Here is a 19,187-nt window from a genome sequence, read left to right as displayed (position 1 = left end):
GCGCTACCCGTAACTGAGGATCAGGCCGTGCATCAGCCGCGACCAGCCGTTGACGGCGACGAAGAGGAATATCTTCAGTGGTATGGAGATCAGCGTCGGTGAGACCATCATCATGCCCATGGCCATCAACACCATCGAGACGATGAGATCGATGACGAGGAACGGCAGGTAGAGCAGAAAACCGATCTCGAATGCGCGGGTGAGTTCGGAACTCACAAAGGCCGGAACGAGGATCAGTAGGCTGTCGCTCTTCACGGCAGCTCTTGCTTCCTCCGACCAGATCCGCTCCGTCGCCTGCAGGAAGAACTGTCGCTCGTTCTCGTCCGTGTAGCGGGTGAGGTGTACCTGGAGCGGTGCCCGGACCTGATCGGCGGCGCGCATCATGCTGTCCATCGACTGCATGTCGATCTGCTCGGTCGAAAGCGTCCGGTACATTTCGCCGACGAGTGGCGTCGTCACATAGACGGTGAGGATCAGCGCAACGCCGTAGAGCACCAGATTGGGCGGTGATTGCTGGATGCCGAGCGCGTTGCGGATCAGAAAGAGGACGATCGAGATCTTCAGGAAGCCGGTCATCGTCACCACCGCGAGCGGGATGAGCCCGATCGTCGAGACGATGATGATGATCGGAATGAGATTGGTCGTCGTCTCACCCATCGGTCGAGAGCCGCACCACGCGCACGCCGAGACCTTCGCCGATACGGATCAGCTCTCCCTTTCCGATGAGCCGCCCGTTGGCCAGGATGTTGACCGGGCTTGCAAGGCTCGGATTGGCATGAAGCACCGTACCTTCGCCCATCGCGGCGATCTCGTTCAAAGGGAACTCGGCGCGGCCGATCTCGAAGACCAGCTCGATCGGCAGATCGGCGAGCGGTTCGAGCTCGTCGGATAAAGGCGTCTCCTGTGTCATGGCGGAAAATTCCCAACTTGTTTTCAATGGCTTCCAGCCGGAGGCGAAGACAAAGCCGTCTTCGCGGCGATCGAGCGCGGCTGCGAGGTGATTGCCGAGTGTCGCGAAGGTATCGTGGGGACCGTATCGCTCGACCAGGATCACGTCGCCCGGGCGCAGACCTTTCAACTCCCCGAGGCTCAGTTGCTGCGTGCCCGCCCGGATCTGCACCGGCTGCACGAGACTGCCGGCAAAGCCGGATGGGAGGCGCCGGCCGGTATCCAGCGACGTTCCGATCTTCATCGCCGCCGCGGCGCTCAGCTGAAGTTCCGCCGGGAGTGGAAAGTCGCCGCCATCGACCGACCAGACGAGCTTTATGGGATAGCTCTCAACCGTTTCGGGTGGTCCGAGCCGCAGTGGTTCGCCGAGATGCGTTTCCAGTGCTTCGAGAGAAGGGGCAAGGGCCTCCTCCAGGAGAATGTTGCGCTGCAGGGCGGTGAGCCGCGAGACGTTACCCCGGACCCCGAGTGCGGCAGAGAGCCCGTCGAGCGCTGCGGCGGGCATCATCCAGCGGCCCGGCGCGGTGCCGATGAGGAAGGCGACCTCGATCGGATCGGTCAGGCACGCCGCGCCGTCGGCCGGCACGAATGCGAGTTCGGCCGGCGGCAGCGAGAGACGGAAGGCGACACGAACGCCGACGAGCAGGTTGATGAGGTCCACATGCGCCGCGGCCACGTCCGGCAGCCACAAGGTATCCTCCGCATGCGGGCGGAGCTCGGCAGCAGCGGAACTTGCGTGTGCGGTCGACCTCATTCTACCGTTTCCTGCTCCTCGGACGGATCGCCTCCTCGTCCTCGATTTCGTCGAGGAGGCCGGCGCGTTTTTCATCCTTTTGCTGTTTGTCGGCGGTGAGGGACCGTATCCGTTCGTAATGCCTGTGTTTGAGCCGATATTCGGTTGCAAGCTCCGCCCTCTTTTCAGCTTCCTGAATTTCGCGGCGCTTGGCCTGATGGATCTGTTCCTCCAGCGCGCGGGCGCGGTGGTCCAGACCCAGCAGTGCGTCGCGGTATCGTTCGAGATCGCGCCGGCCGACCGGGCCTTGAGCGAGGTTGGTGTAGAGAGCCTCTTCTTCCTGCCGTCGCTGCACCTCATGCGCCACGCATTCGGCCTTCGCGCCCTCCAGTGCCCGGACGGTTTGAACATGCCGGTTGTGCTGGCGCTGGGCCTTTTCGTCAGCCTTCCGCATCCGCATCGCCCTCAGTTCGACGAGTTGTCGAAGATTGCCTTTTCGTGTCACCCGGCCAACCTCCCCAGTTGTTCAATGGTCGCCTCGAAGGTCGAGAACTCTTCGCCGGTCTGCCGTAGGAAGGTTTCGATGGCGTCATGCTTGTCGATCGCCTCGTCCGAGCGGGCATCCGCGCCGCGTTCATACTCACCGACCCGCAGGAGGAGTTCGATCTCCTGGTAGCGAGCAAGCAGCGTCCGGACGTGGGCTGCGTCGTCGCGGTGCGCCCTGCCGGCGACCGTTTCCATCAACCGGCTGCGGCTCTTCAGGACGTCAATCGCCGGGAAGAAGTTCCGCTCGGCGAGATCGGAGCTGAGCACGATGTGACCGTCGAGGATGGCCTTGGTTTCCTCGGCAACCGGGTCCAGTGTTCCGTCGCCTTCGGTCAGCACGGTGTAGAGGGCGGTGATCGAGCCGCCTTGCCCAGGTCCGGCGCGCTCGAGCAGGCGGGGCAGGGCGGCGAAGAGCGACGGAGGATAACCGCGTCGCGTCGGTGGTTCGCCGGCCGCAAGGCCGATCTCGCGCTGTGCGCGGGCAAAGCGCGTGACGCTGTCCATCAGAAGCAGGACGTGGCGACCCTGGTCGCGAAAATACTCGGCGATCGCCGTTGCAGCATAGGCGGCCTTTACCCGTTCGATCGCCGGTCGGTCCGAGGTCGCGACCACGACGACCGAGCGCCGGAGCCCCGCTTCACCGAGCTGGCCCTCGATGAATTCCCGCACCTCGCGGCCGCGTTCGCCGATGAGCCCGATGACGATGACGTCTGCCCTGGTGCCGCGGACGATGGCCGAAAGCAGCGAGGACTTGCCCACACCCGGCTCGCCGAAAATGCCGACGCGCTGACCGCGCGCGACCGTCAGCAATCCGTCGATCGCGCGGATGCCGAGTTGCAGAGGCTCGCTGATCAAGTCGCGTCGCAATGCGTGCGGCGGCGGCCGGTGCGTGGGGTAGTAGGTGTCGGTGACGACCGGAACCACACCGTCCCGGGAAAAGTCGAGAATTTCGCCGAGGGGATTGAGGACGCGGCCGAGGAGGTCGTCGCAGACGGGGACCTGCAGGGTCTTGCCGGTGGCGATGACTTCGGCGCGCGTCGACATGCCGTCGAGATCGCCGATCGGCGTCAAGACGGCCTCCTCGTCCTCGAAGCCGACAACCTCCGCAGGCACCGTCGCACCGGAAACGGGATCGCGCAGGTGACAGAGTTCGCCAATCCGCACCATGGGGGCGGTCGCGTGAACGATGATCCCGGTAATGCGGCGGACACGGCCGTGCACCGGCCGCGTCTCGCTGCCGAGCGCCCGCTCGCGCAGCCTTCGGACGATATCACCGGGGTCGGTCAGCAGGTGTTCGTTCATGCCGGCACATCCGGACGAGCGGGCCGCGTGCCAACCAGGGCGTCGCGGATGACGGAGAGCTGCGTGTCGAGTCCGGCATCGACCACGGCGATGGAATTGGCGAGAACGCATTTGCTGCCGTCGAGCCGCGGATCGGCAAGAACGGTGATCTTCAATGCTTGATTGGTGTGACGCTGGCGCACGAGCTCGGTGACGCGTTCGGCAATCGCCGGTGCGACGGTGATCGTGACGTCACGCTCATGCTGGAAGGATTGGAGCGCCTGCTGCGCGAGCCTCGCCACGAGTTCGGCCTGATCGAAGCCGCCGAGCAGCTTCTCGACGATCGCCAGGCTGAGTTCGGCGATCTGCCGATCGAGTCCGGCCATGTAAGCATTGACATCGGCGGTGGTCTTCAAAAGCAGCGCCGCCGCCTGGCGTTCTCCGGCGAGCCGGCCGGCTTCGTATCCCTCGCGCCTGCCTTTCTCGACGGTCTGGCGCATCTCGGCACGTTGCCGCTCGGCCTCCGCCTTGGCGGCTTCCAGGAAGGCGAAGCCTTCGAGCCAGGGCTCTGCCTGCCCCTGCCGGAGGATCTTCGCGGTCGGGCTTGAAGGCAACTCGTTCATGTGACCTCCTTCGAGGCTGCTCCGCCAAGCTTCTCGCGTGCAAGGCGCCTGAGGATCGCAGCGCCTCGCCCGGCGTCGTCCGGCTCGGAAAACGCGGCGTCCGCCTCCGTCTCCTGACGAAGACGCAGCCATGCCGCCAGCGGCTCCGGCAGGGCCGCCTGCCAGCTTGCCCAGCACTTTCGGCCGTCGGCCTCGATCGCCTGCACCAGTTGGTCGAGATTGTCCGGCGGCGGACGACCGGCAGCCAGGTCGCGATTGTGGATGGCGAGCCGAAAGGCGTCCTCGCCGATCCGCGACTTCATCTCCGCGACCTCGCGGCTGCGGATTTCGCCGGCGAGGACTTCGCCCCAGAACACCGCACCGGCCGCGCGGCAGTAGTGACCCATTTGCTCTCGCGGCAATGCCAGGAGCTCGAGGTCTTCGTCTGACGGGCGGGCACAGGAGAAGGCGGGCGGAAGCCGATAGTGTTCGCAAAGCAGGCGTGCAAGCGGCCGCTGTACGCGGCTCGACTGCTGCAGCCTCAATGCAGTCTCGATGGAGATCACCCCGTCATAGGCCTGCACGATACAGCGCGGGTGAACGAGGCGAGCCGGTGCCGTCTGGAAACCTGTCCAGACGTCTTCGGGACCGTCGCCCGCGGATTCCTCTGAGCGCGAAGCATTTGTCATTTCGCCGGACCATAGGGTTGCAGCGGATAGATCTTCCGGCGTCTGCTCTGCCTGCGCCAGAAGAGATAGCCGAGACCGCCGAGCGCGGCGGCGAGGGCACAGACGAGGCCGCCGAAGATCAGCCGGGCCTTGGCGACACTCGACGGCAGCATCCAGATTCCGAGGAACGAGGTCAGTTCCGGGGCGCGGGGCGGCTCGCTCGACCTTTGGCTGGCGACCGCAACGACCGAGACCTTCTCGTAGGAGAGGCCCGAAATGCCGTTGGCCACCAGGGTCTTGATCCGCGGGATCAGCGGGTTGACGTCGAGATCGGCCTCGTGCCGGATGAACACCGAAGCCGAGGCAGGTATGGCGTTGCGCTGCAGCGGGTCGTTATCGGGCAGAACAACGTGAACGCGTGCGGAGAGCACACCGTCGATTTCGGAAACGGTTCGGGAAAGCTCTTCGCTAAGGGCATAGATCATCTGCGCGCGCTCCTGCACGGGAGAGGCGACGAGCCCTTCCTGCTTGAAAACCGTGCCGAGCGTGGCGAATTTCTCCCTGGGAAGGCCCGCCATGTTGAGTGCGGACACCGCCTGCCCAAACTGATCCTCGTCGACGGTCACCGTCAGCTTGCCGTCCTTCTGCAAGACGCGGCTCGCCGGTATGCCCTTCGAGAGCAGGATGGCGACCATCTCGTTGGCCTCGCGCTCATCGAGATTCGTGTAAAGGTCGACGCTGCAGGCCTGCAGCGCCAGGACCATCAACGCGAGCGCCAGCCCGCGTCCGACTGCCGGGAAATGCCGCAAGGTTCTCATTGACCCTTGGTAAGCGTCATCGTCGCGCTGGTGAATTGCGTCGGAGCCCGGACGACCATCTGCGTCTCGATCGCATGGTCGAATATCCGGCCGAGGGACTCGACGAGCCGTCCCGCGTCACTGTCCGGTGTGCGTGGGACGTTCGGTTCGGCAGGAAGCGCGTCCGGCGCGAAGGACGTCGCCGACGTCGACGCGCCGGGTGAAGCGGGAAATGCGGCGCTGGCGGCGAACTTCCCGGCCCGCTCTACGAAACCCTCGAGATTGTCGATGATCGTCCGGCCGAGATCCGCGGGGCTCGCGCCATGCGGCAGCGTCGTGGTGTTCAGCGCCGAATGCTCGAAGAGATTCTGCGAAACAATCGATTCCTGCGGCGCAGGAGATATCGGCAGGGTGGGCGTCTCTACTGGCGGAACAATCGTCATGATTCCGTCTCCTGTTGAGAAAAGCGAAATTACTCTTCGTCGGACAAGGCCTCGTTCAGCACTTCCTGTGCGATCTTCATCATCTCCTGCCCGATCAACTGGCTGCCGCCGCTTGTAACCGCTTGCTGCAGCGCCTCCTCGAACTGCGCCTGGGAGGGATCGACCGTCGGGGTCGGGGTCGGGGTGGATGCCTGCGTGGTCGCGTTTACCGAACCGGTCATCTACTGCTCTCCTGCTGCTGTTTTGTTTGTCGCGCCATTGGCGGCGGTCTTCGCTCCGCTGTCAGTCAGATCGTCGGCGACCTCCTCGCGCTGGCCGCCGCGGAAGATGCGCACGCGCGGGTCGTCCATCTGGGCGGTCGGGGACGGCTGGACTGACGCGGCGACCTGCTTGACCATCGCAATGAAAGGGGGAGGGCCCGACACCCGAAGCACCGGTGCGTTGGCGGTGGCGCGCACCGAAAAGCGGTCGTCCATGAGGTCGAGCCGGTGGATCTCAGCAATCACCGCCTCTCCGTTCGCCCTGCCGATGTTGATGATCTGTGTCGAGACTTCGTCGCTCGTATTGATGTGCAGGACCGAACCGTCGAAATACCAGATGAGGCCGTTTGCTCGCGTCAGCTTGTCGAGAAAGCCGCCCGCCGTCTCGTCGCGAATCTCACCGCGCACCTGACCGCGAATCTTGTCGGACAGAAGGACCGGAACGGAAAGGTTGCGGCCGAACTCCTGCAGGGCGTCGCGAACGTCCTGATCGATCAGGACATAGCTGTACCGGCTGTCGTACCAGCCTGGATTTCCGGCATGAGCCGGACACGTCGCCGCAAACAGGGTGATGGCAAACATGCAGAACCTCCCGCTGAGCATGACGTCCTTCATGTCAAGCGCTCCGATTGTTCGCATCAAGCCGGCCAAAGCTATAACACTGGATCGAGAGGTGCAACTCGAGGTTCAGTAAAAATGCAGGGGACCGTTGCACGCGGCGCGCGCAGAAGCGAAAAATGCTTTCAATACAAGGTAGTTCCTTCGCTCGCATAGAGCTCGACGACCTTACCAGAACGCAATTTAAATCGGTTCATCTCACGCATGATTACATTGTGCAACATTATGTGATGAGCATGCAAATTGTCATTCTCAAGCTTCGACCTTAACCATTAATACACCCTGCGATGGGTGTACGTTTAGATAGGGACTGCAATCCGGCGCCGGGCATTGCCCGGAACCGGCCTCAACTTGTCAAGGAGAAGAGAATGGCTGTTTCCGGTGTAAGCGGTACGCAAACCTCGGACAATTCGATCAAGACCATGACGGATGCCTTCGACAAGGCTATCGCGAAGTCCGCAGAAATTACCAAGATCACGACCGAGAAGAAGGTCGCCCTCGACGCCGCAAAGCAGCGTCCGAACGGCTGACGAAGCCCGAGGGGTGGCCTCGGCCGCCCCTCATCCCCGTTGCAAAGATACGAGCTAGACCGGCGGCGCGCTCAGCGCAGCGTCGGTGTCTCGGCTATCCGGCGAGCGAGGTGATAGTTCCATGGCATCCAGTCTGGTCCTCAGGAATTCAGCCGCATCCCTGACGCTCGATGTCCTGAAGGGCGTTCACAGCGGCGTCTCTCTGCCCCTGGAAAGGGGTGCCTATCTGGTCGGCTCCGCAACCGATTGCGATCTGACGCTCAGCGACCGCGACGTGTCGGCACATCATATGCGCCTGCACTTCGCCGGAACCGAGGTAATGATCGAGGCGATCGGAGCCGATCTCATGGTGGATGACACCGCCGTTCCCGTCGGGCACGGTCTTCAGGTGCCGGTCCCCGTGACCGTGACACTCGGCAGCGCGCGCCTCAACCTCTCGCGGGCTATGCGGGAGCCGGCCGGACGAGCGCAAAGATCCTCGCACGGCTGGATGCTCGGGGGCGTCGCAGCCTTTTCGCTTCTGACCATAGCCGCCGTGCAGGCCGGGGTTGCGCAGCTCGACCACGGGCCTTCGATGGCGGTGTTGAACGACAATGCGGTGACGACGGGCACGATCGCGTCCCCGGCGGCTTCGTCTCAGGAGGTTTCGGCGGCGCTTGCGGCAAAACTGCGCGAGGCCGGCCTGCCGGACCTGAAGATCGAGGCCGACGGATCGCGGCTTTCCGTTTCCGGCGCCGTCGACGACGGCGCCCGCAAGAACTGGGGCGAGGTCCAGGCGTGGTTCGATCGCTCCTACGGCACAAGCTACGTCCTCACCAGCCTGGTCGGAGAGGCGGCGCCGCGGAGCGCCCCGAAATTCCACCTGCGGGCGATCTGGTTCGGGGAGACGCCGTATGCGATCGGCGCCGACGGCGCTCGCCTCTACAAGGGGGCGGCACTCGAAGACGGCTGGTACATCAAGGACATCCGGGACGGCAGCCTGACGGCCGCGCGACAGGGTGAAGAATTCGTCCTGCGCTTCTAGCGGCGCGAGGAGAGGGACAGCAAGATGAGCATCGACGTCCGCCGACACGACAATCGCAGCCGCGGCCAGGCACAGGCGGTGTCGTTGCGACCGGAAGCCGTCGGCCGTGCCCAGTCGCAGGAGTTCGATGCGAAGCTCCTGCAGTCGATCCGTCAGGCCCGCCGGAAGACATCGTCCGGCAAAGTCGGGACAGAGGCGAGCGAGCGGGCGAGGCTTTCGAGCACGACACTGTTCGACCTGTCGCGTTCCCAGGAGCTACTTGCCTACATCGTCCGGGAGGTCGTGCCCGGACTGGACCTCGAGGAGGACATCGCCAAACTCACCGTATCGATGCTGACCGACGAGATCGAAAGCAGACGCGATCTCCAGCATCGGCTCATGCAGGCACAACGCAGTTGACGCAAAGCCGCGCGGACAGCCTCGAATTCCTCCATGCGCTCGGTTCGCTCTACTGTCGGGCCGGGCACCACAAGCGTGGGCTGGTCTTCCTTCTGCTGGCCGCGAGAATGGCGCCGAACGATGTTGCCGTACTGCACTCGCTGGCCGAAGCGTTCGTCGCGACCGGCGCTGTCCCACGCGCGCTCGCAGCCATCGAGCGGATCGAAGATATCTCCGACGACATCAACCCCGCCATTCTGCGGCTGAAGAGCCATGCGCGATGGGAGCGCGGCGAGAAGGAACAGGCCCGTGACGCCTTCGAGGCCTTTCTTCAGGCGAGGGCGGCAGAATGAACGCGATCGCGGCCGTCAACCAGTTCGCCCGGGCGGCATCAAGGCGGTCCGACATTGTCGTCGCCGCCGTGGTGATGCTGGCGATCACCATGATGATCGTCCCGATGCCGACGATGCTCGTCGACTTGTTGATCGGCTTCAACTTCTTCTACAGCCTGCTCATTCTCGTCGGCGCACTCTATATTTCCAGCCCGGCTCAGTTCTCCTCGCTGCCTTCGATCATCCTTCTTGGAACGCTTTTCCGGCTGGCGCTCGCGATCACCACGACGCGGCTGATCCTGACCCAGGCGGATGCCGGGCAGATCGTCGCGGCCTTCGGATCCTTCGTCGTCGGCGGTGACGTCCTCGTCGGGCTCATCGTCTTCCTGATCATCACCATCGCCCAGTTCGTCGTCATCACCAAGGGCGCCGAGCGCGTCGCCGAGGTTGGCGCGCGCTTCGCGCTCGATGCAATGCCGGGCAAGCAGATGAGCATAGACAACGAGGCGCGCAGCGGCGACATCGATCAGCAGGAAGCGCGCCGGAAACGCGACGCCCTCGAGCGGGAGAGCCAGTTCTACGGCGCGATGGACGGTGCGATGAAATTCGTCAAGGGCGATGCCGTGGCGGGATTGCTCATCATCGCGATCAATCTCATCGGCGGGCTGACGATCGGGTCGTTTCAGCGCGGCCTGACGGTCGGCGAGGCAGCGCACACCTATTCGCTTCTGACAGTCGGCGACGGCCTCATTTCCCAGATACCGGCACTGATGATGGCCGTGGCGGCGGGGGCCGTCGTCACGCGTGTGCCGTCCGCCGAGCGCCCGCAGGACCTCGGCAGCGAAATCCTCGGGCAACTCGCCGCGAGCGACCGCGCGCTGGCGCTTGCAGCGGCGATCCTCTTCGGCTTCGGACTTGTCCCCGGCTTTCCGCTCGCTGTCTTCTGGGCACTGGCGGGCCTGGCCGGACTGCTCGCCTATGTGGCGCGCAGACGCCAGCATGGCGAAGAGCTTGCCGGCGCCGGTTCGCCACGACGCGAGACGGCACACACTCCCGTTTCCTCGGGCGGACGGGTCGTCGATCATATTGCAGGGACCTTGCCGGACGCCGGAAAACGGGCGGAAATGGCGCAAAGACTGACCCTCACGATGGGGGAGGGGCTCGCCGAACACCTGCCGCAGCCGTTGTTTGCCGAGCGGACGGAGGGGCTCGCCGCGTCCATCCTGGAAGATCTCGGCATTGCGGTCCCGGCAATCGGATGGCGGGTGGATCCGAGTCTCGCTTCGGCCGAGTTCCGTATCGATTTCGAGGCCGTTCCCGTGGTCGATGGCGTGCTCCTGCTCGATCATCTGATGGTCTGGGAAGAGGCTGTCGACCTCGACATCATGTCGATTCCCTACGTGACCCAGCCCGATCTCATGGGGTTGAAGCTCGTCTGGGTCGACCGGTCGCACGCAGCGCCCCTCGACGCCGCCGGTGTCGGCTACTGCGAGCCGGCGGACGTGGTGATGACGCTGGTCGAACGTGTCATGCGCCGCTATGCACCCGATTTCATTGATGCGCAGGAGGTGCGTGCACTTCTCGCGCGGCTGGAGGAGCCCCTCGGCGACCTGATCAGGGAAGTCCGGGAAGTGGTGTCGGTGCAGAAGCTTGCCGAACTGCTGCGCCGGCTCGTCGAGGAAGATGTTCCGATCACCAACATGCGCATCATTCTCCAGACGGTCGCCGAGCGCGCATCGCAGATCCAGAACCTGCAGGCGCTGGCCGACCATGTGCGCGCGAGCCTCGGCCGGCAGATCTGCTTCCGGCTCGCCGACCGCAACCGGGTCGTTTCCGCCTACCTTCTGACACGGCCTTTCGAGGACGAACTGCGAGCGGCGGTCGACAGAAACAGCGGTCCGGCGACCACGGTCCCGGACCGGCTGGCAGCGCAGATCGTCGCGGAATTCAAGGCGAGGGGGGAACAGGCGCCGGGACAGCAGCCACACCCTGCAATTCTTGCGTCCATGGACGTCCGCCGGCACATCCGAAATCTCCTGATGCGCCACGACCTCCAGGTCCCGGTGCTGTCGTACCAGGAAATCGCCGCGGAGTTCAGCGTGCAGTGCCTCGGCTATATCGCGCTTCCGGTCGCCGGAGTGCCGGAACTCGGGAGCGATGGTCGCGCATGAGGGCATCGGTCGAGATCATAAACAAGAAGAAGACATGTCCTTCTCGCGCAGAGGAGCGCGGGGAGGGGAACGAATAGGGAGTGGGATGCAAGTTTTACGAAGCCTTCGCTTCTTGGCGACGAGGGGACTCTTTCAGTTTGTCTTTCTGACCGCGTTCGCGGTCCATTGGGCGCCGTCACCGGCCAGCGCGCAGGTGAAGGTGGACGCCACCAACGGCGACGTGCTGGACCTCAGCGTCGGTGAGGGCACGATCCTGCGCTTCGATGAACCGGTCGAGTCGGTGTTTCTTGCCGACACCGCAATCGCCGACGTGCGCGTCGTCTCGCCGGGCGTGGTCTACATCTACGCGACGAAGACCGGCGACACCAATCTGATCGCCCTTAGCGCCGACCAGTCGACGCGCGGCACCGTCCAGGTCCATGTCTCCGGCAATCCGAGACCTGCGCAAGAGTCGGCGCTCGCGCTGCAGCCGAACACCCGCGTCGATATCAGCCTGTTCGGCGGACAATATGTGGGAACCGGGCAGACGCGGAATGTCGGTGAGGCGATGGACATGGAAAGCGTCCTGCAGAGCTATTCGACACCCGAGCGGCCCGCGCTCAACAACACGACGTTCGCCGGCGCAAACCAGGTCAACATCCGCGTCCGCTTCGCCGAAGTGGCCCGCAACGAGCTTACCCGCTTCGGCATCGACTGGAGCCTCTTCGTCAACAGCGGCTCCTTCTCTTTCGGCCTTGTGCGGACCGGCGGAGCCAGCGATGAGGACGACACGGGGATCGCCATCGGTGCCCGCGGCGACCATGTCAATGTCAACGTCCTGCTCGATGCACTGCAGGCGAACGGTATCCTGACCATCCTCGCCGAACCCAACATCACCGCCGTCACCGGCCAAACCGCCAGCTTCCTCGCAGGCGGGGAGATACCTGTGCCGGTGCCGACGGACAACGGCCAGGTGGGCATCGAATACAAGCAGTTCGGGGTCTCGCTGCAGTTCACACCGACACTGCTCCCCAACAATCGCATCGCGCTGCAGGTGCGACCCGAGGTCAGCAGCGTTTCGCAGGACAGCGTCGTCTCGATCGGCGGGCTGGTGGTGCCATCGCTGCGCATCCGCCGGGCGGACACGACTGTCGAGGTCGGCAGTGGCCAGACTTTCGCGATCGCGGGACTGTTCCAGAGGCAGGAGTCCCAGACGCTGAACAAGACGCCCGTCATCGGCGACGTGCCGATCCTCGGGGAATTGTTCAAGTCCAAGCGGTTCCAGCGCAACGAGACGGAACTCGTCATTCTGATAACGCCATATCTGGTGACGCCGACCTCGGAGCGGAACATGAAGACGCCGCTGGACAGCCCGGCCGGTGCGGTTTCTTCGCCGCGCAAGAAGGCAAGACCCGCAGCCAACAAGGGATATGGCTTCTATGTCGAATGATCGCCTTCCAGGAGCCGTAATCCCCACAGCAGCAATGCTCGCCTGCCTCGTCGCCCTGTCGGGCTGCAACGGTTCCCAACCGCAGCCCTATTCACCGAACTACAGGTATCTCTCGACCACCGGAGCCACGCCGGCGAAGGGAAAGGTCGTTCGCAAGGGCTACGACACGACCACGAGCCAGGTGCTGGTTCCGGACGCCTGCATCACGCCGGACACGGCCGATCAGCCGGTCTATCTCCCGTCCGGCTGCGCGAACAATCTGAATTTGCAGTTCATGGCGGCAGACCAACGACAATTGCTGCAGGGGCGCGATATGGGGCCTGCAATGGCGGCTCCCGTCGCGCGCGCGGCCAAGGGCTATATCGACGGGACCGGCGACCAGGTCATCCCGCCGGGCACTGCAACAAACGAGACGGGGATCGCGCAATGAAGAAGGCGATTTCATCTGCCGGCTGTTGCCGGCATGCTGTCGGTCGGGCGGCCGGTGCATTCATTGCACTTCTGGCGCTTTCCGCCTGCACGACGATCCCGGCCGACAAGGAGAAGGGCAAACAGGCGAACGCCCAGACAAAGCTTTTGAGCGTTGCCGAGAGCATTGAGGCGAAGGGCGAAAGTGGGACGGCGTTGGCTCTCTACGAGCGGGCCGCCGCCAACGCCCCGAACGACGTGTCGATGCGCGTCCGGCTCGGCAATGCGCGGCTCAAGGCCGGCGACGCCGATGCAGCCGAGGAAGCCTTCCGGGCTGCTCTCGAGATCGAGCCCGGGAATGCCGCCGCGTTGCTCGGACTGGGCACCGCCCAGTTGCGGAAGGGCGAGGCCGAATCGGCAGCGCGAAGCCTTGCGCCGGCCGCCCAAGCGCTGAATTCGGTCGTCGCCTATAACCGTCTCGGAACGGCGCTGGTCTTCAGCGGCAATGGACAGGGGGCGGAGGGCGCATTTTCGAAGGCCCTGTCATTGCAGCCCACCAACCTCGACACCGCGGCAAACCTGGCGCTTGCGGAAGCACTGTCGAACAACATGGCGCAGGCGGTGACGCACATGACGAACGTCGTGAGTTCACCGCTCGCCGAAAGACGGCACTTCATCAACTATCTCATCGTGCTTACCATGGCCGGCGAGATCGAGAAGGCACGCTCGGTCGCCGTGCCCGATATGTCGGCGAAGCAGAAGAACCAGATCCTCGCGAAGGCGGCAAAGCTGCGTTCCATTCCCGACGCCGCCGGCCGCGCCCGGGAGATCGGTCTGCTTTCCTCCGCCGGTGACGGTGTCACATGAGCGAGACGAGTGAAGAGAAGACGCTTCCCGCATCGGAAAAGAAGATTCGCGATGCGCGCAAGAAGGGCCAGGTGCTGCACAGCCCCGACATGGTCTCGGGCATTGTCGTCCTGTTTTCCACCCTGTTTCTCTTCTATGTCGCACCCGACCTCCAGGTGAAGATCGACCGGCTTCTGGACGAAGCGGCGCAAATCTACACGCGTCCTTTCGCCGATGTCTGGTACCGCCTGAGCACGATTGCCGCCGATGCACTCCTGACGACGGTGCTGCCCATCCTCTGCATCACGATCGCCGCCATTCTTGCGACCAATGTCGCAATCACCAGGGGTTTTGTCTTTTCGGCCAAGCCGCTCGAACCGGACTTCGCCCGCGTCAATCCCGCATCGGGCCTGAAACGGATCGCCTCCTTGAAGAGCGTCGTCGACTTCGGCAAGGCCCTGTTCAAGGTCGCCGCTCTCTCCATTGCTTTCGCCGTGGTCTTCCATACGGGACTGGGAGCCCTGTTCCAGTCGCCGGCCTGCGGGTTTGCCTGCCTGCACGCGACATCGCTTACCATGTTGAAGACCATTGCGGCGATCGCGATCGCTGCCTTCGTGGTAATGGGTGTGATCGACGTCTTCCTGCAGCGCTGGTTGTTCATGCGCGAAATGCGCATGACCCGCTCGGAGAACAAGCGCGAACACAAGGACACGGAAGGCGATCCGCTCATCCGGCAGGAGCGCCGCAAGCTGGCGCGGCTCCTCGGAACGACGAAAACCGGTCTCTCCAGCGCCGTGTTGCTGATCGGAGAGGAGGGGGAGGCGTTCGTCGGCATTCGCTATGTCCGCGGCGAGACACCCGTGCCCATCGTCGTCTGTCGCGCGACGGGCCCGGGAGCCACGTCGATGCGTGCGCAGGCACGAAGCCGGGGCATCCCGTTCCTCGCCGATCCGGACCTCGCCGCAGCGCTCGCCAAGACGCCCGTCGGCACGCCGGTTCCGGACCGGCTCTTCCAGGATGTGGCGAACGCCCTTGTCGCAAATGGTCTGATTTGAATGTCACAGCGCCGGAGGACCCTTCACATGTCGGAATTGCCGCCGAAACAATGGTCGAGGCCAGTGCTTACCGCATTCCTCCTGGCATCAACGATGACGCAGGCGAGGGCGGAGGAACCGTTTCCACCGGTTCTCGATGAGGCGACCGGCCAGGTCTGGATCGACAGCGGCTATATCGAGTTTCTGATGTCGCCGCCCGCATACCCGCCACCGCAAGCTCCGGGGGTGCTGATCGTCCCGGATGCGGGGACATATCTGCCGCGGCAGCTGGTGGAATACAGCACGCAGGAAGCGCCCGGAACGATCGTCATCGATCCGGACCGGTATGCGCTTTACTACGTCATGCCCGCCGGCAAGGCGCTCCGCTACAGCGTCGGCGTCGGTCGCGAAGGCTATGGCTGGCACGGGATCCAAACGGTGAGCAGCAAACGCGCATGGCCCGAATGGCGTCCTCCGGCCGACATGCGCGCGAGGCGACCCGACCTCCCGACCCATATGGCCGGCGGACCCGACAATCCGCTCGGCGCGCGCGCCATCTATCTCGGCGACACGCTCTATCGAATCCATGGCTCGAACGAGCCCGAAAGCGTCGGCCGGTCCTCGTCATCGGGATGTTTTCGCATGACGAACGACGATGTCATCGACCTTTACGAGCGGGTGAGGATCGGCGCAAAGGTGATCGTGCTCTAGTGTCGGCGGCGACGGTCACCTCCGACAGGAGGCCGATCCGCCGCGTCATGTAAACTGACAGCCAGCTAAGCCAATGGAGGTAATGCCGGTGCCCCGATTTCTCGCCGTTTACACCATGAAGCCCGAAGACCTCGCGTCATTTCGAAGCCTGCCCAAAGCCCAGCAGGATGCGGTCGATGCTGTGGGCGTACCTCAGTGGGTGGCGTGGGAGCAGCGCAATGCTGCGTCCATCCTCGATCGCGGTGGTATGGTCGGCAAGACTACGCGTGTGACAAAGGACGGAATGGTCGAAGCCGTAAATCCGTTCTGCGGCTATCTGGTCATCGAGGCGGAAACCGCTGATGCCGCCGCACGACTGTTCCAGGACCACCCGCACTTCACCGTATTTCCGGGTGACGGCATAGACATCATGCCTTTTGTAACCTGAACTCCGTTTGTGACTATCACCCGGCTTCGCCTACGCTACATTGGCTTGGGGGCACCGGGCGTCTGCGCCGGTCGGGCTACGGCAAGGACATGTCGGTATATGCGCTGGAGGACTATACCGCCGTCCGCCACGTGATGATCGCGCACTGAGGCTGTTCGCGGATAAAATCCGAGGGTGTGCCCTCGGCCGCGCCAGAATGGCAACCTACCTCTCTCGCCGACCTGCGTGTGAGAGGATTGGAATTCAGTTGCCATGGCCGCGTCATAATCGATGCAGCCGTTGTGATGGAATTGATCGACGCCAGTGAGGTCGTCCGGTCCTAGATTGCCGCGGATAACTTAACAGCAGTGAGCTGATTGTTGATGAACGATACCTGCGGCGCAAGCCGGGGCTCCATTTGGTCAAGGATTCCGCCAATTTGCTGTCTGTTCGTTGACCAAGATCTAGGCGGAATGGTTTCGAGCGGTTAGGGTCGCTGATATAAGAGATAGAGGACGAAAATGCGCTCGAAGACAATTCTTTGCCCGATCGGCCCCAAGACGACCGACCGCTTCGTGCGGCAGGCAGCGGAGCTGGCATATGAAGCGGATGCACATCTCAGTCTGCTTGTGATGGTCCTGGCCGCACCGCCCGCCATTGGCAAATACGCAGCCTTGATCTCAGATGCCTGGTGGGAGGAACGTGAACGCGACAATGCAATACTCGTAGAGAAGGTTGCCGCGGTGAACTCGATCCTGACCAACACAAGCGCGCCAGTGGATGTCGATGGTCTGTATTGCGAGACGTCTGCCGCCGCTTCGGAAATCGGCACGCGTGCTCTCTACGCCGACCTCATGCTCCTCGCCGACGAAGGAACGGTGAGCAAGGCTCTCCGGCGAGCGGCGATTGACGGTGCACTTTTCCACGCAAGCTGCCCCATCTTTCTCCCGGTTGCTGACGGAAAACTCTCGCTGGCACCCCACAAGGTAGTACTCGCCTGGGACTCCAGCCCCGATGCTGCGGCAGCTGCCCGGCAAGCGATCCCACTGATGAAGAGCGCAAGAGATGTTCATGTGCTCATGGTCGATCCGATGGATGGCGGCCAGGACCAAGACGAAACGCCGGGAACCGACATTGCCACCTATCTTGCCCGGCACGGTATCAAGGTCACGGTCGACCGATTGGAGGGCCGCGGGCGGCCAGTCGCCACAGTGCTACTCCAACGCGCGGCCGAGCTATCCGCCGACCTGCTCGTGATGGGTGCTTATGGTCACTCCCGTGTCACGGAAAGGGTATTCGGTGGCGTTACCCAGTCGATGATTGGTGGGGCAGGGATTCCCGTTCTGCTCGCTCGCTGACGCGGACGGCAATATCGCGCTCAGAGTGCCCGATGCTGAATCCTTTGCGCGTTCAATGGACATCGCATCAGCGTGGTTGGTTCACATAACGGGTATTCCGCAGCTTCCACCGCCTTGTTCGCACATTGGAATGGGTTTGCATTCAATCCGCGTCAACAAGCAATGCCGGGTGGTCTTTCGATGGGACGGCAGTCGTGGCGAGGCGTCCGAGGTCTATCTTGACGACCATAGTTATCGATGAGGTGACAAATGCTGATGACCAAGCGTAAGCCGGCGACGGTCGGCGAAATCCTGACGGAAGAATTCATGCAGCCGCTTGGCCTGACGCAGGCGGCCTTGGCCGAAGCGATGGGCGTCCAGCGCAAGCATGTGAACGAATTGTGCAACGACCGTCGCAACTTGACGGCGGCGACCGCGTTGATCCTGGCGCGCGTGTTTGGTAACGGCCCGGACTTCTGGCTCAACGTGCAGCGGCGCAGCGACTTGTGGGAGGCCATGCACAGCCCAAAGGAACTAGCGCGGATCGAGCGCGCGAAGCCGCTGGCCACAGCGGCATAGTCCGAAAGCGCCTTCAGGCTGACTGCGCCGCTGAGCTAGGCGTTTCGCACGTGAGATCGCCCCAGATTGATCGACCGAAATCAATCACCGAACAGAATGGCACCATAGTCGGTGGCGCCATGCAGGACATGGACAATAACCACCTTCGTGTTTTCGACGCGGTAGAAGATCAGATAATTGCCATGAACGCGCCGACGGATACCATGGCGTTCGTAGCGAGGGACGACGCCGAAGCCGTTCGGACTTTCGACGAGTTCCTCGCACTTGCTCCGCAGCTCCCGTACGAATGACAGGGCGCGCCGGGGATTCTGCCGAGCGATGTAATCGGCGATCTGCTCAAGGTCATTTTCCGCCTCATTGGAAAACTCAAGGGTCATGCCGATGTTTCGGTCTGACCGGCCATCGCACTGTATTTGGCCTCAAGCCGCTCAAAGACATCGCTTGCTGGCTTCGTTCGGCCAGCGTCAGCATCGGCAACGCCACGCATAATGGAGGCATCCAGCGCGGCAAGCCGAGTCTCGCGGTCCTGGACCAGTCGCACACCTTCCCGCAGGACTTCGCTTTTCGAGCCATAGCGACCTGTGTCGACGAGTTGCTGGATATAGCTTTCTAACTGCTTTCCCAAATCGGCACTGATCATGCTGTCCTCCATCGAATGTGGTGAAGCCAAGATAGGTTGTTTATCAACTATTATCAATCCTCCTGACGATCGTACGCCGCTGCTTGCGCGACAGTGTCGGACCGAAATCCAGATAGCGTTCGCGCACGATCGCCACGGCATAGTCGCGCACGCCGTCGCAAATCCGATTGTTCGACCGCCGCCCGATCGCTCTGTGCCGGATCGATGCCGCACCATCCGTCCGGATCCGCTCCACGAGCCGACGAACCTGGCGCGTGCTTAAGCCCAGGACATGCGCCGCTGACACCATCGTCATGCGGCCGTCGATCACCTTCGACAAAACCTCAATCCGCTGCAGGTCACGCTCGCTCATCGCAATCAGTCCCATCCGCAATCTCCCAGATCCGTCCAGAGCCGGGGAGTGTGACATTCCAACTTTGCAGTGCTGGTTCCAGATTGAATGCAACGCTGGCTGGAAATCTACACG

At 63.2% G+C, this 19,187-nt stretch carries 25 protein-coding genes and 2 pseudogenes; 14 read left to right on the top strand and 13 right to left on the bottom strand.

Going from position 1 to position 19,187, the window contains the following annotated elements; genetic code table 11:
* Positions 1–3: 3 nt before the first annotated feature.
* Genes sctR through ACM6UT_RS14790 form a run of 10 tightly spaced genes read right to left on the bottom strand, consistent with a single transcriptional unit; the run spans position 4 to position 6,860 of the window.
* The gene (sctR, locus tag ACM6UT_RS14835) at positions 4–657 is read right to left on the bottom strand and encodes a type III secretion system export apparatus subunit SctR (RefSeq protein WP_416798116.1); all 654 of its coding nucleotides are present in this window, start codon (positions 655–657) and stop codon (positions 4–6) included.
* Entirely contained in the window at positions 650–1,702 is a 1,053-nt protein-coding gene (sctQ, locus tag ACM6UT_RS14830) for a type III secretion system cytoplasmic ring protein SctQ (protein ID WP_416798115.1), read from the bottom strand. The genes sctR and sctQ overlap by 8 nt, the downstream gene beginning before the upstream one ends.
* Before the next feature lies 1 nt (position 1,703).
* Positions 1,704–2,135, bottom strand: a complete 432-nt coding sequence (locus ACM6UT_RS14825) for a type III secretion system stalk subunit SctO (protein ID WP_416798114.1) — start codon at positions 2,133–2,135, stop codon at positions 1,704–1,706.
* A 47-nt stretch (positions 2,136–2,182) separates the two neighbouring features.
* Positions 2,183–3,529, bottom strand: coding sequence for a FliI/YscN family ATPase (locus ACM6UT_RS14820; protein ID WP_416798113.1), 1,347 nt, complete (start codon positions 3,527–3,529; stop codon positions 2,183–2,185).
* The gene (gene sctL, locus ACM6UT_RS14815; RefSeq protein WP_416798112.1) at positions 3,526–4,131 is read right to left on the bottom strand and encodes a type III secretion system stator protein SctL; all 606 of its coding nucleotides are present in this window, start codon (positions 4,129–4,131) and stop codon (positions 3,526–3,528) included. The genes ACM6UT_RS14820 and sctL overlap by 4 nt, the downstream gene beginning before the upstream one ends.
* Positions 4,128–4,799 (bottom strand): type III secretion protein, encoded by a 672-nt coding sequence (locus ACM6UT_RS14810; RefSeq protein ID WP_416798111.1) that lies wholly within the window; start codon positions 4,797–4,799, stop codon positions 4,128–4,130. Before ACM6UT_RS14810 ends, sctL begins: the two co-directional genes overlap by 4 nt.
* Positions 4,796–5,596 (bottom strand): type III secretion system inner membrane ring lipoprotein SctJ, encoded by an 801-nt coding sequence (gene sctJ / locus ACM6UT_RS14805; RefSeq protein WP_416798110.1) that lies wholly within the window; start codon positions 5,594–5,596, stop codon positions 4,796–4,798. Before sctJ ends, ACM6UT_RS14810 begins: the two co-directional genes overlap by 4 nt.
* Positions 5,593–6,018 carry a hypothetical protein gene (locus ACM6UT_RS14800; protein ID WP_416798109.1) on the bottom strand — a complete coding sequence of 142 codons (426 nt, stop codon included), beginning with the start codon at positions 6,016–6,018 and terminating at the stop codon, positions 5,593–5,595. Before ACM6UT_RS14800 ends, sctJ begins: the two co-directional genes overlap by 4 nt.
* A 29-nt stretch (positions 6,019–6,047) precedes the next feature.
* Positions 6,048–6,239, bottom strand: a complete 192-nt coding sequence (locus ACM6UT_RS14795) for a hypothetical protein (protein WP_416798108.1) — start codon at positions 6,237–6,239, stop codon at positions 6,048–6,050.
* Complete coding sequence (locus ACM6UT_RS14790; RefSeq protein ID WP_416798107.1) at positions 6,240–6,860, bottom strand: type III secretion protein; 621 nt, start codon at positions 6,858–6,860, stop codon at positions 6,240–6,242.
* A 404-nt stretch (positions 6,861–7,264) separates the two neighbouring features.
* Here ACM6UT_RS14790 and ACM6UT_RS14785 point away from each other — a divergent pair, with 404 nt between their 5' ends.
* From ACM6UT_RS14785 to ACM6UT_RS14720, 14 genes and pseudogenes are all read left to right on the top strand, one after another.
* Positions 7,265–7,426, top strand: coding sequence for a hypothetical protein (locus ACM6UT_RS14785; protein ID WP_416798106.1), 162 nt, complete (start codon positions 7,265–7,267; stop codon positions 7,424–7,426).
* A 121-nt stretch (positions 7,427–7,547) separates the two neighbouring features.
* Positions 7,548–8,450, top strand: coding sequence for a SctD/MshK family protein (locus ACM6UT_RS14780; RefSeq protein WP_416798105.1), 903 nt, complete (start codon positions 7,548–7,550; stop codon positions 8,448–8,450).
* Between the two features lie 24 nt (positions 8,451–8,474).
* Positions 8,475–8,849, top strand: a complete 375-nt coding sequence (locus ACM6UT_RS14775) for a hypothetical protein (RefSeq protein WP_416798104.1) — start codon at positions 8,475–8,477, stop codon at positions 8,847–8,849.
* Positions 8,846–9,181 (top strand): tetratricopeptide repeat protein, encoded by a 336-nt coding sequence (locus tag ACM6UT_RS14770; RefSeq protein ID WP_416798103.1) that lies wholly within the window; start codon positions 8,846–8,848, stop codon positions 9,179–9,181. Before ACM6UT_RS14775 ends, ACM6UT_RS14770 begins: the two co-directional genes overlap by 4 nt.
* Entirely contained in the window at positions 9,178–11,331 is a 2,154-nt protein-coding gene (gene sctV / locus ACM6UT_RS14765; RefSeq protein ID WP_416798102.1) for a type III secretion system export apparatus subunit SctV, read from the top strand. Before ACM6UT_RS14770 ends, sctV begins: the two co-directional genes overlap by 4 nt.
* A gap of 199 nt (positions 11,332–11,530) precedes the next feature.
* Positions 11,531–12,760, top strand: coding sequence for a type II and III secretion system protein family protein (locus ACM6UT_RS14760; RefSeq protein WP_416798101.1), 1,230 nt, complete (start codon positions 11,531–11,533; stop codon positions 12,758–12,760).
* Positions 12,750–13,190 carry a hypothetical protein gene (locus tag ACM6UT_RS14755; protein ID WP_416798100.1) on the top strand — a complete coding sequence of 147 codons (441 nt, stop codon included), beginning with the start codon at positions 12,750–12,752 and terminating at the stop codon, positions 13,188–13,190. Before ACM6UT_RS14760 ends, ACM6UT_RS14755 begins: the two co-directional genes overlap by 11 nt.
* The gene (locus tag ACM6UT_RS14750) at positions 13,187–14,035 is read left to right on the top strand and encodes a tetratricopeptide repeat protein (RefSeq protein ID WP_416798099.1); all 849 of its coding nucleotides are present in this window, start codon (positions 13,187–13,189) and stop codon (positions 14,033–14,035) included. The genes ACM6UT_RS14755 and ACM6UT_RS14750 overlap by 4 nt, the downstream gene beginning before the upstream one ends.
* Positions 14,032–15,069: an EscU/YscU/HrcU family type III secretion system export apparatus switch protein gene (locus tag ACM6UT_RS14745; protein WP_416798098.1), complete on the top strand. Its 1,038-nt coding sequence runs from the start codon at positions 14,032–14,034 to the stop codon at positions 15,067–15,069. The genes ACM6UT_RS14750 and ACM6UT_RS14745 overlap by 4 nt, the downstream gene beginning before the upstream one ends.
* 27 nt (positions 15,070–15,096) lie before the next feature.
* The gene (locus ACM6UT_RS14740) at positions 15,097–15,759 is read left to right on the top strand and encodes a L,D-transpeptidase (protein ID WP_416798097.1); all 663 of its coding nucleotides are present in this window, start codon (positions 15,097–15,099) and stop codon (positions 15,757–15,759) included.
* 88 nt (positions 15,760–15,847) lie between these two features.
* A complete protein-coding gene (locus ACM6UT_RS14735; protein WP_416798096.1) occupies positions 15,848–16,186 on the top strand; it encodes a hypothetical protein in 339 nt (112 codons plus the stop codon).
* A 500-nt stretch (positions 16,187–16,686) separates the two neighbouring features.
* The gene (locus tag ACM6UT_RS14730) at positions 16,687–17,523 is read left to right on the top strand and encodes a universal stress protein (protein WP_416798095.1); all 837 of its coding nucleotides are present in this window, start codon (positions 16,687–16,689) and stop codon (positions 17,521–17,523) included.
* 130 nt (positions 17,524–17,653) lie between these two features.
* Positions 17,654–17,764 (top strand): annotated as a pseudogene (locus tag ACM6UT_RS14725) (type II toxin-antitoxin system RelE/ParE family toxin); the annotation flags it as partial.
* An 8-nt stretch (positions 17,765–17,772) separates the two neighbouring features.
* Positions 17,773–18,081: a HigA family addiction module antitoxin gene (locus ACM6UT_RS14720; protein ID WP_416798094.1), complete on the top strand. Its 309-nt coding sequence runs from the start codon at positions 17,773–17,775 to the stop codon at positions 18,079–18,081.
* 80 nt (positions 18,082–18,161) lie between these two features.
* Here ACM6UT_RS14720 and ACM6UT_RS14715 read toward each other — a convergent pair whose 3' ends face one another.
* The 3 genes and pseudogenes from ACM6UT_RS14715 to ACM6UT_RS14705 all read right to left on the bottom strand — a co-directional run.
* Positions 18,162–18,458 (bottom strand): type II toxin-antitoxin system RelE/ParE family toxin, encoded by a 297-nt coding sequence (locus tag ACM6UT_RS14715; RefSeq protein WP_416798093.1) that lies wholly within the window; start codon positions 18,456–18,458, stop codon positions 18,162–18,164.
* Positions 18,455–18,721: a type II toxin-antitoxin system ParD family antitoxin gene (locus tag ACM6UT_RS14710; RefSeq protein WP_416798092.1), complete on the bottom strand. Its 267-nt coding sequence runs from the start codon at positions 18,719–18,721 to the stop codon at positions 18,455–18,457. The genes ACM6UT_RS14715 and ACM6UT_RS14710 overlap by 4 nt, the downstream gene beginning before the upstream one ends.
* A gap of 79 nt (positions 18,722–18,800) precedes the next feature.
* Positions 18,801–19,088, bottom strand: a pseudogene (locus ACM6UT_RS14705) (helix-turn-helix domain-containing protein); the annotation flags it as partial.
* Positions 19,089–19,187 lie beyond the last annotated feature (99 nt).

It is taken from the genome of Ciceribacter azotifigens (assembly GCF_048159625.1).
GTDB classification, from domain to species: domain Bacteria; phylum Pseudomonadota; class Alphaproteobacteria; order Rhizobiales; family Rhizobiaceae; genus Allorhizobium; species Allorhizobium azotifigens.
Note: the sequence above shows the minus strand (reverse complement) of the source record. Positions and strands in the feature narration are given on the sequence as shown.

What these genes read in the sequence shown, in the direction of transcription:
- sctR (WP_416798116.1), bottom strand. Translation starts at nt 657, where the DNA reads ATGGGTGAGACGACGACCAATCTCATTCCGATCATCATCATCGTCTCG.
- sctQ (WP_416798115.1), bottom strand. Translation starts at nt 1,702, where the DNA reads ATGAGGTCGACCGCACACGCAAGTTCCGCTGCTGCCGAGCTCCGCCCG.
- ACM6UT_RS14825 (WP_416798114.1), bottom strand. Translation starts at nt 2,135, where the DNA reads ATGCGGAAGGCTGACGAAAAGGCCCAGCGCCAGCACAACCGGCATGTT.
- ACM6UT_RS14820 (WP_416798113.1), bottom strand. Translation starts at nt 3,529, where the DNA reads ATGAACGAACACCTGCTGACCGACCCCGGTGATATCGTCCGAAGGCTG.
- sctL (WP_416798112.1), bottom strand. Translation starts at nt 4,131, where the DNA reads ATGAACGAGTTGCCTTCAAGCCCGACCGCGAAGATCCTCCGGCAGGGG.
- ACM6UT_RS14810 (WP_416798111.1), bottom strand. Translation starts at nt 4,799, where the DNA reads ATGACAAATGCTTCGCGCTCAGAGGAATCCGCGGGCGACGGTCCCGAA.
- sctJ (WP_416798110.1), bottom strand. Translation starts at nt 5,596, where the DNA reads ATGAGAACCTTGCGGCATTTCCCGGCAGTCGGACGCGGGCTGGCGCTC.
- ACM6UT_RS14800 (WP_416798109.1), bottom strand. Translation starts at nt 6,018, where the DNA reads ATGACGATTGTTCCGCCAGTAGAGACGCCCACCCTGCCGATATCTCCT.
- ACM6UT_RS14795 (WP_416798108.1), bottom strand. Translation starts at nt 6,239, where the DNA reads ATGACCGGTTCGGTAAACGCGACCACGCAGGCATCCACCCCGACCCCG.
- ACM6UT_RS14790 (WP_416798107.1), bottom strand. Translation starts at nt 6,860, where the DNA reads ATGTTTGCCATCACCCTGTTTGCGGCGACGTGTCCGGCTCATGCCGGA.
- ACM6UT_RS14785 (WP_416798106.1), top strand. Translation starts at nt 7,265, where the DNA reads ATGGCTGTTTCCGGTGTAAGCGGTACGCAAACCTCGGACAATTCGATC.
- ACM6UT_RS14780 (WP_416798105.1), top strand. Translation starts at nt 7,548, where the DNA reads ATGGCATCCAGTCTGGTCCTCAGGAATTCAGCCGCATCCCTGACGCTC.
- ACM6UT_RS14775 (WP_416798104.1), top strand. Translation starts at nt 8,475, where the DNA reads ATGAGCATCGACGTCCGCCGACACGACAATCGCAGCCGCGGCCAGGCA.
- sctV (WP_416798102.1), top strand. Translation starts at nt 9,178, where the DNA reads ATGAACGCGATCGCGGCCGTCAACCAGTTCGCCCGGGCGGCATCAAGG.
- ACM6UT_RS14755 (WP_416798100.1), top strand. Translation starts at nt 12,750, where the DNA reads ATGTCGAATGATCGCCTTCCAGGAGCCGTAATCCCCACAGCAGCAATG.
- ACM6UT_RS14750 (WP_416798099.1), top strand. Translation starts at nt 13,187, where the DNA reads ATGAAGAAGGCGATTTCATCTGCCGGCTGTTGCCGGCATGCTGTCGGT.
- ACM6UT_RS14745 (WP_416798098.1), top strand. Translation starts at nt 14,032, where the DNA reads ATGAGCGAGACGAGTGAAGAGAAGACGCTTCCCGCATCGGAAAAGAAG.
- ACM6UT_RS14740 (WP_416798097.1), top strand. Translation starts at nt 15,097, where the DNA reads ATGTCGGAATTGCCGCCGAAACAATGGTCGAGGCCAGTGCTTACCGCA.
- ACM6UT_RS14730 (WP_416798095.1), top strand. Translation starts at nt 16,687, where the DNA reads ATGCGCTCGAAGACAATTCTTTGCCCGATCGGCCCCAAGACGACCGAC.
- ACM6UT_RS14720 (WP_416798094.1), top strand. Translation starts at nt 17,773, where the DNA reads ATGCTGATGACCAAGCGTAAGCCGGCGACGGTCGGCGAAATCCTGACG.
- ACM6UT_RS14715 (WP_416798093.1), bottom strand. Translation starts at nt 18,458, where the DNA reads ATGACCCTTGAGTTTTCCAATGAGGCGGAAAATGACCTTGAGCAGATC.
- ACM6UT_RS14710 (WP_416798092.1), bottom strand. Translation starts at nt 18,721, where the DNA reads ATGATCAGTGCCGATTTGGGAAAGCAGTTAGAAAGCTATATCCAGCAA.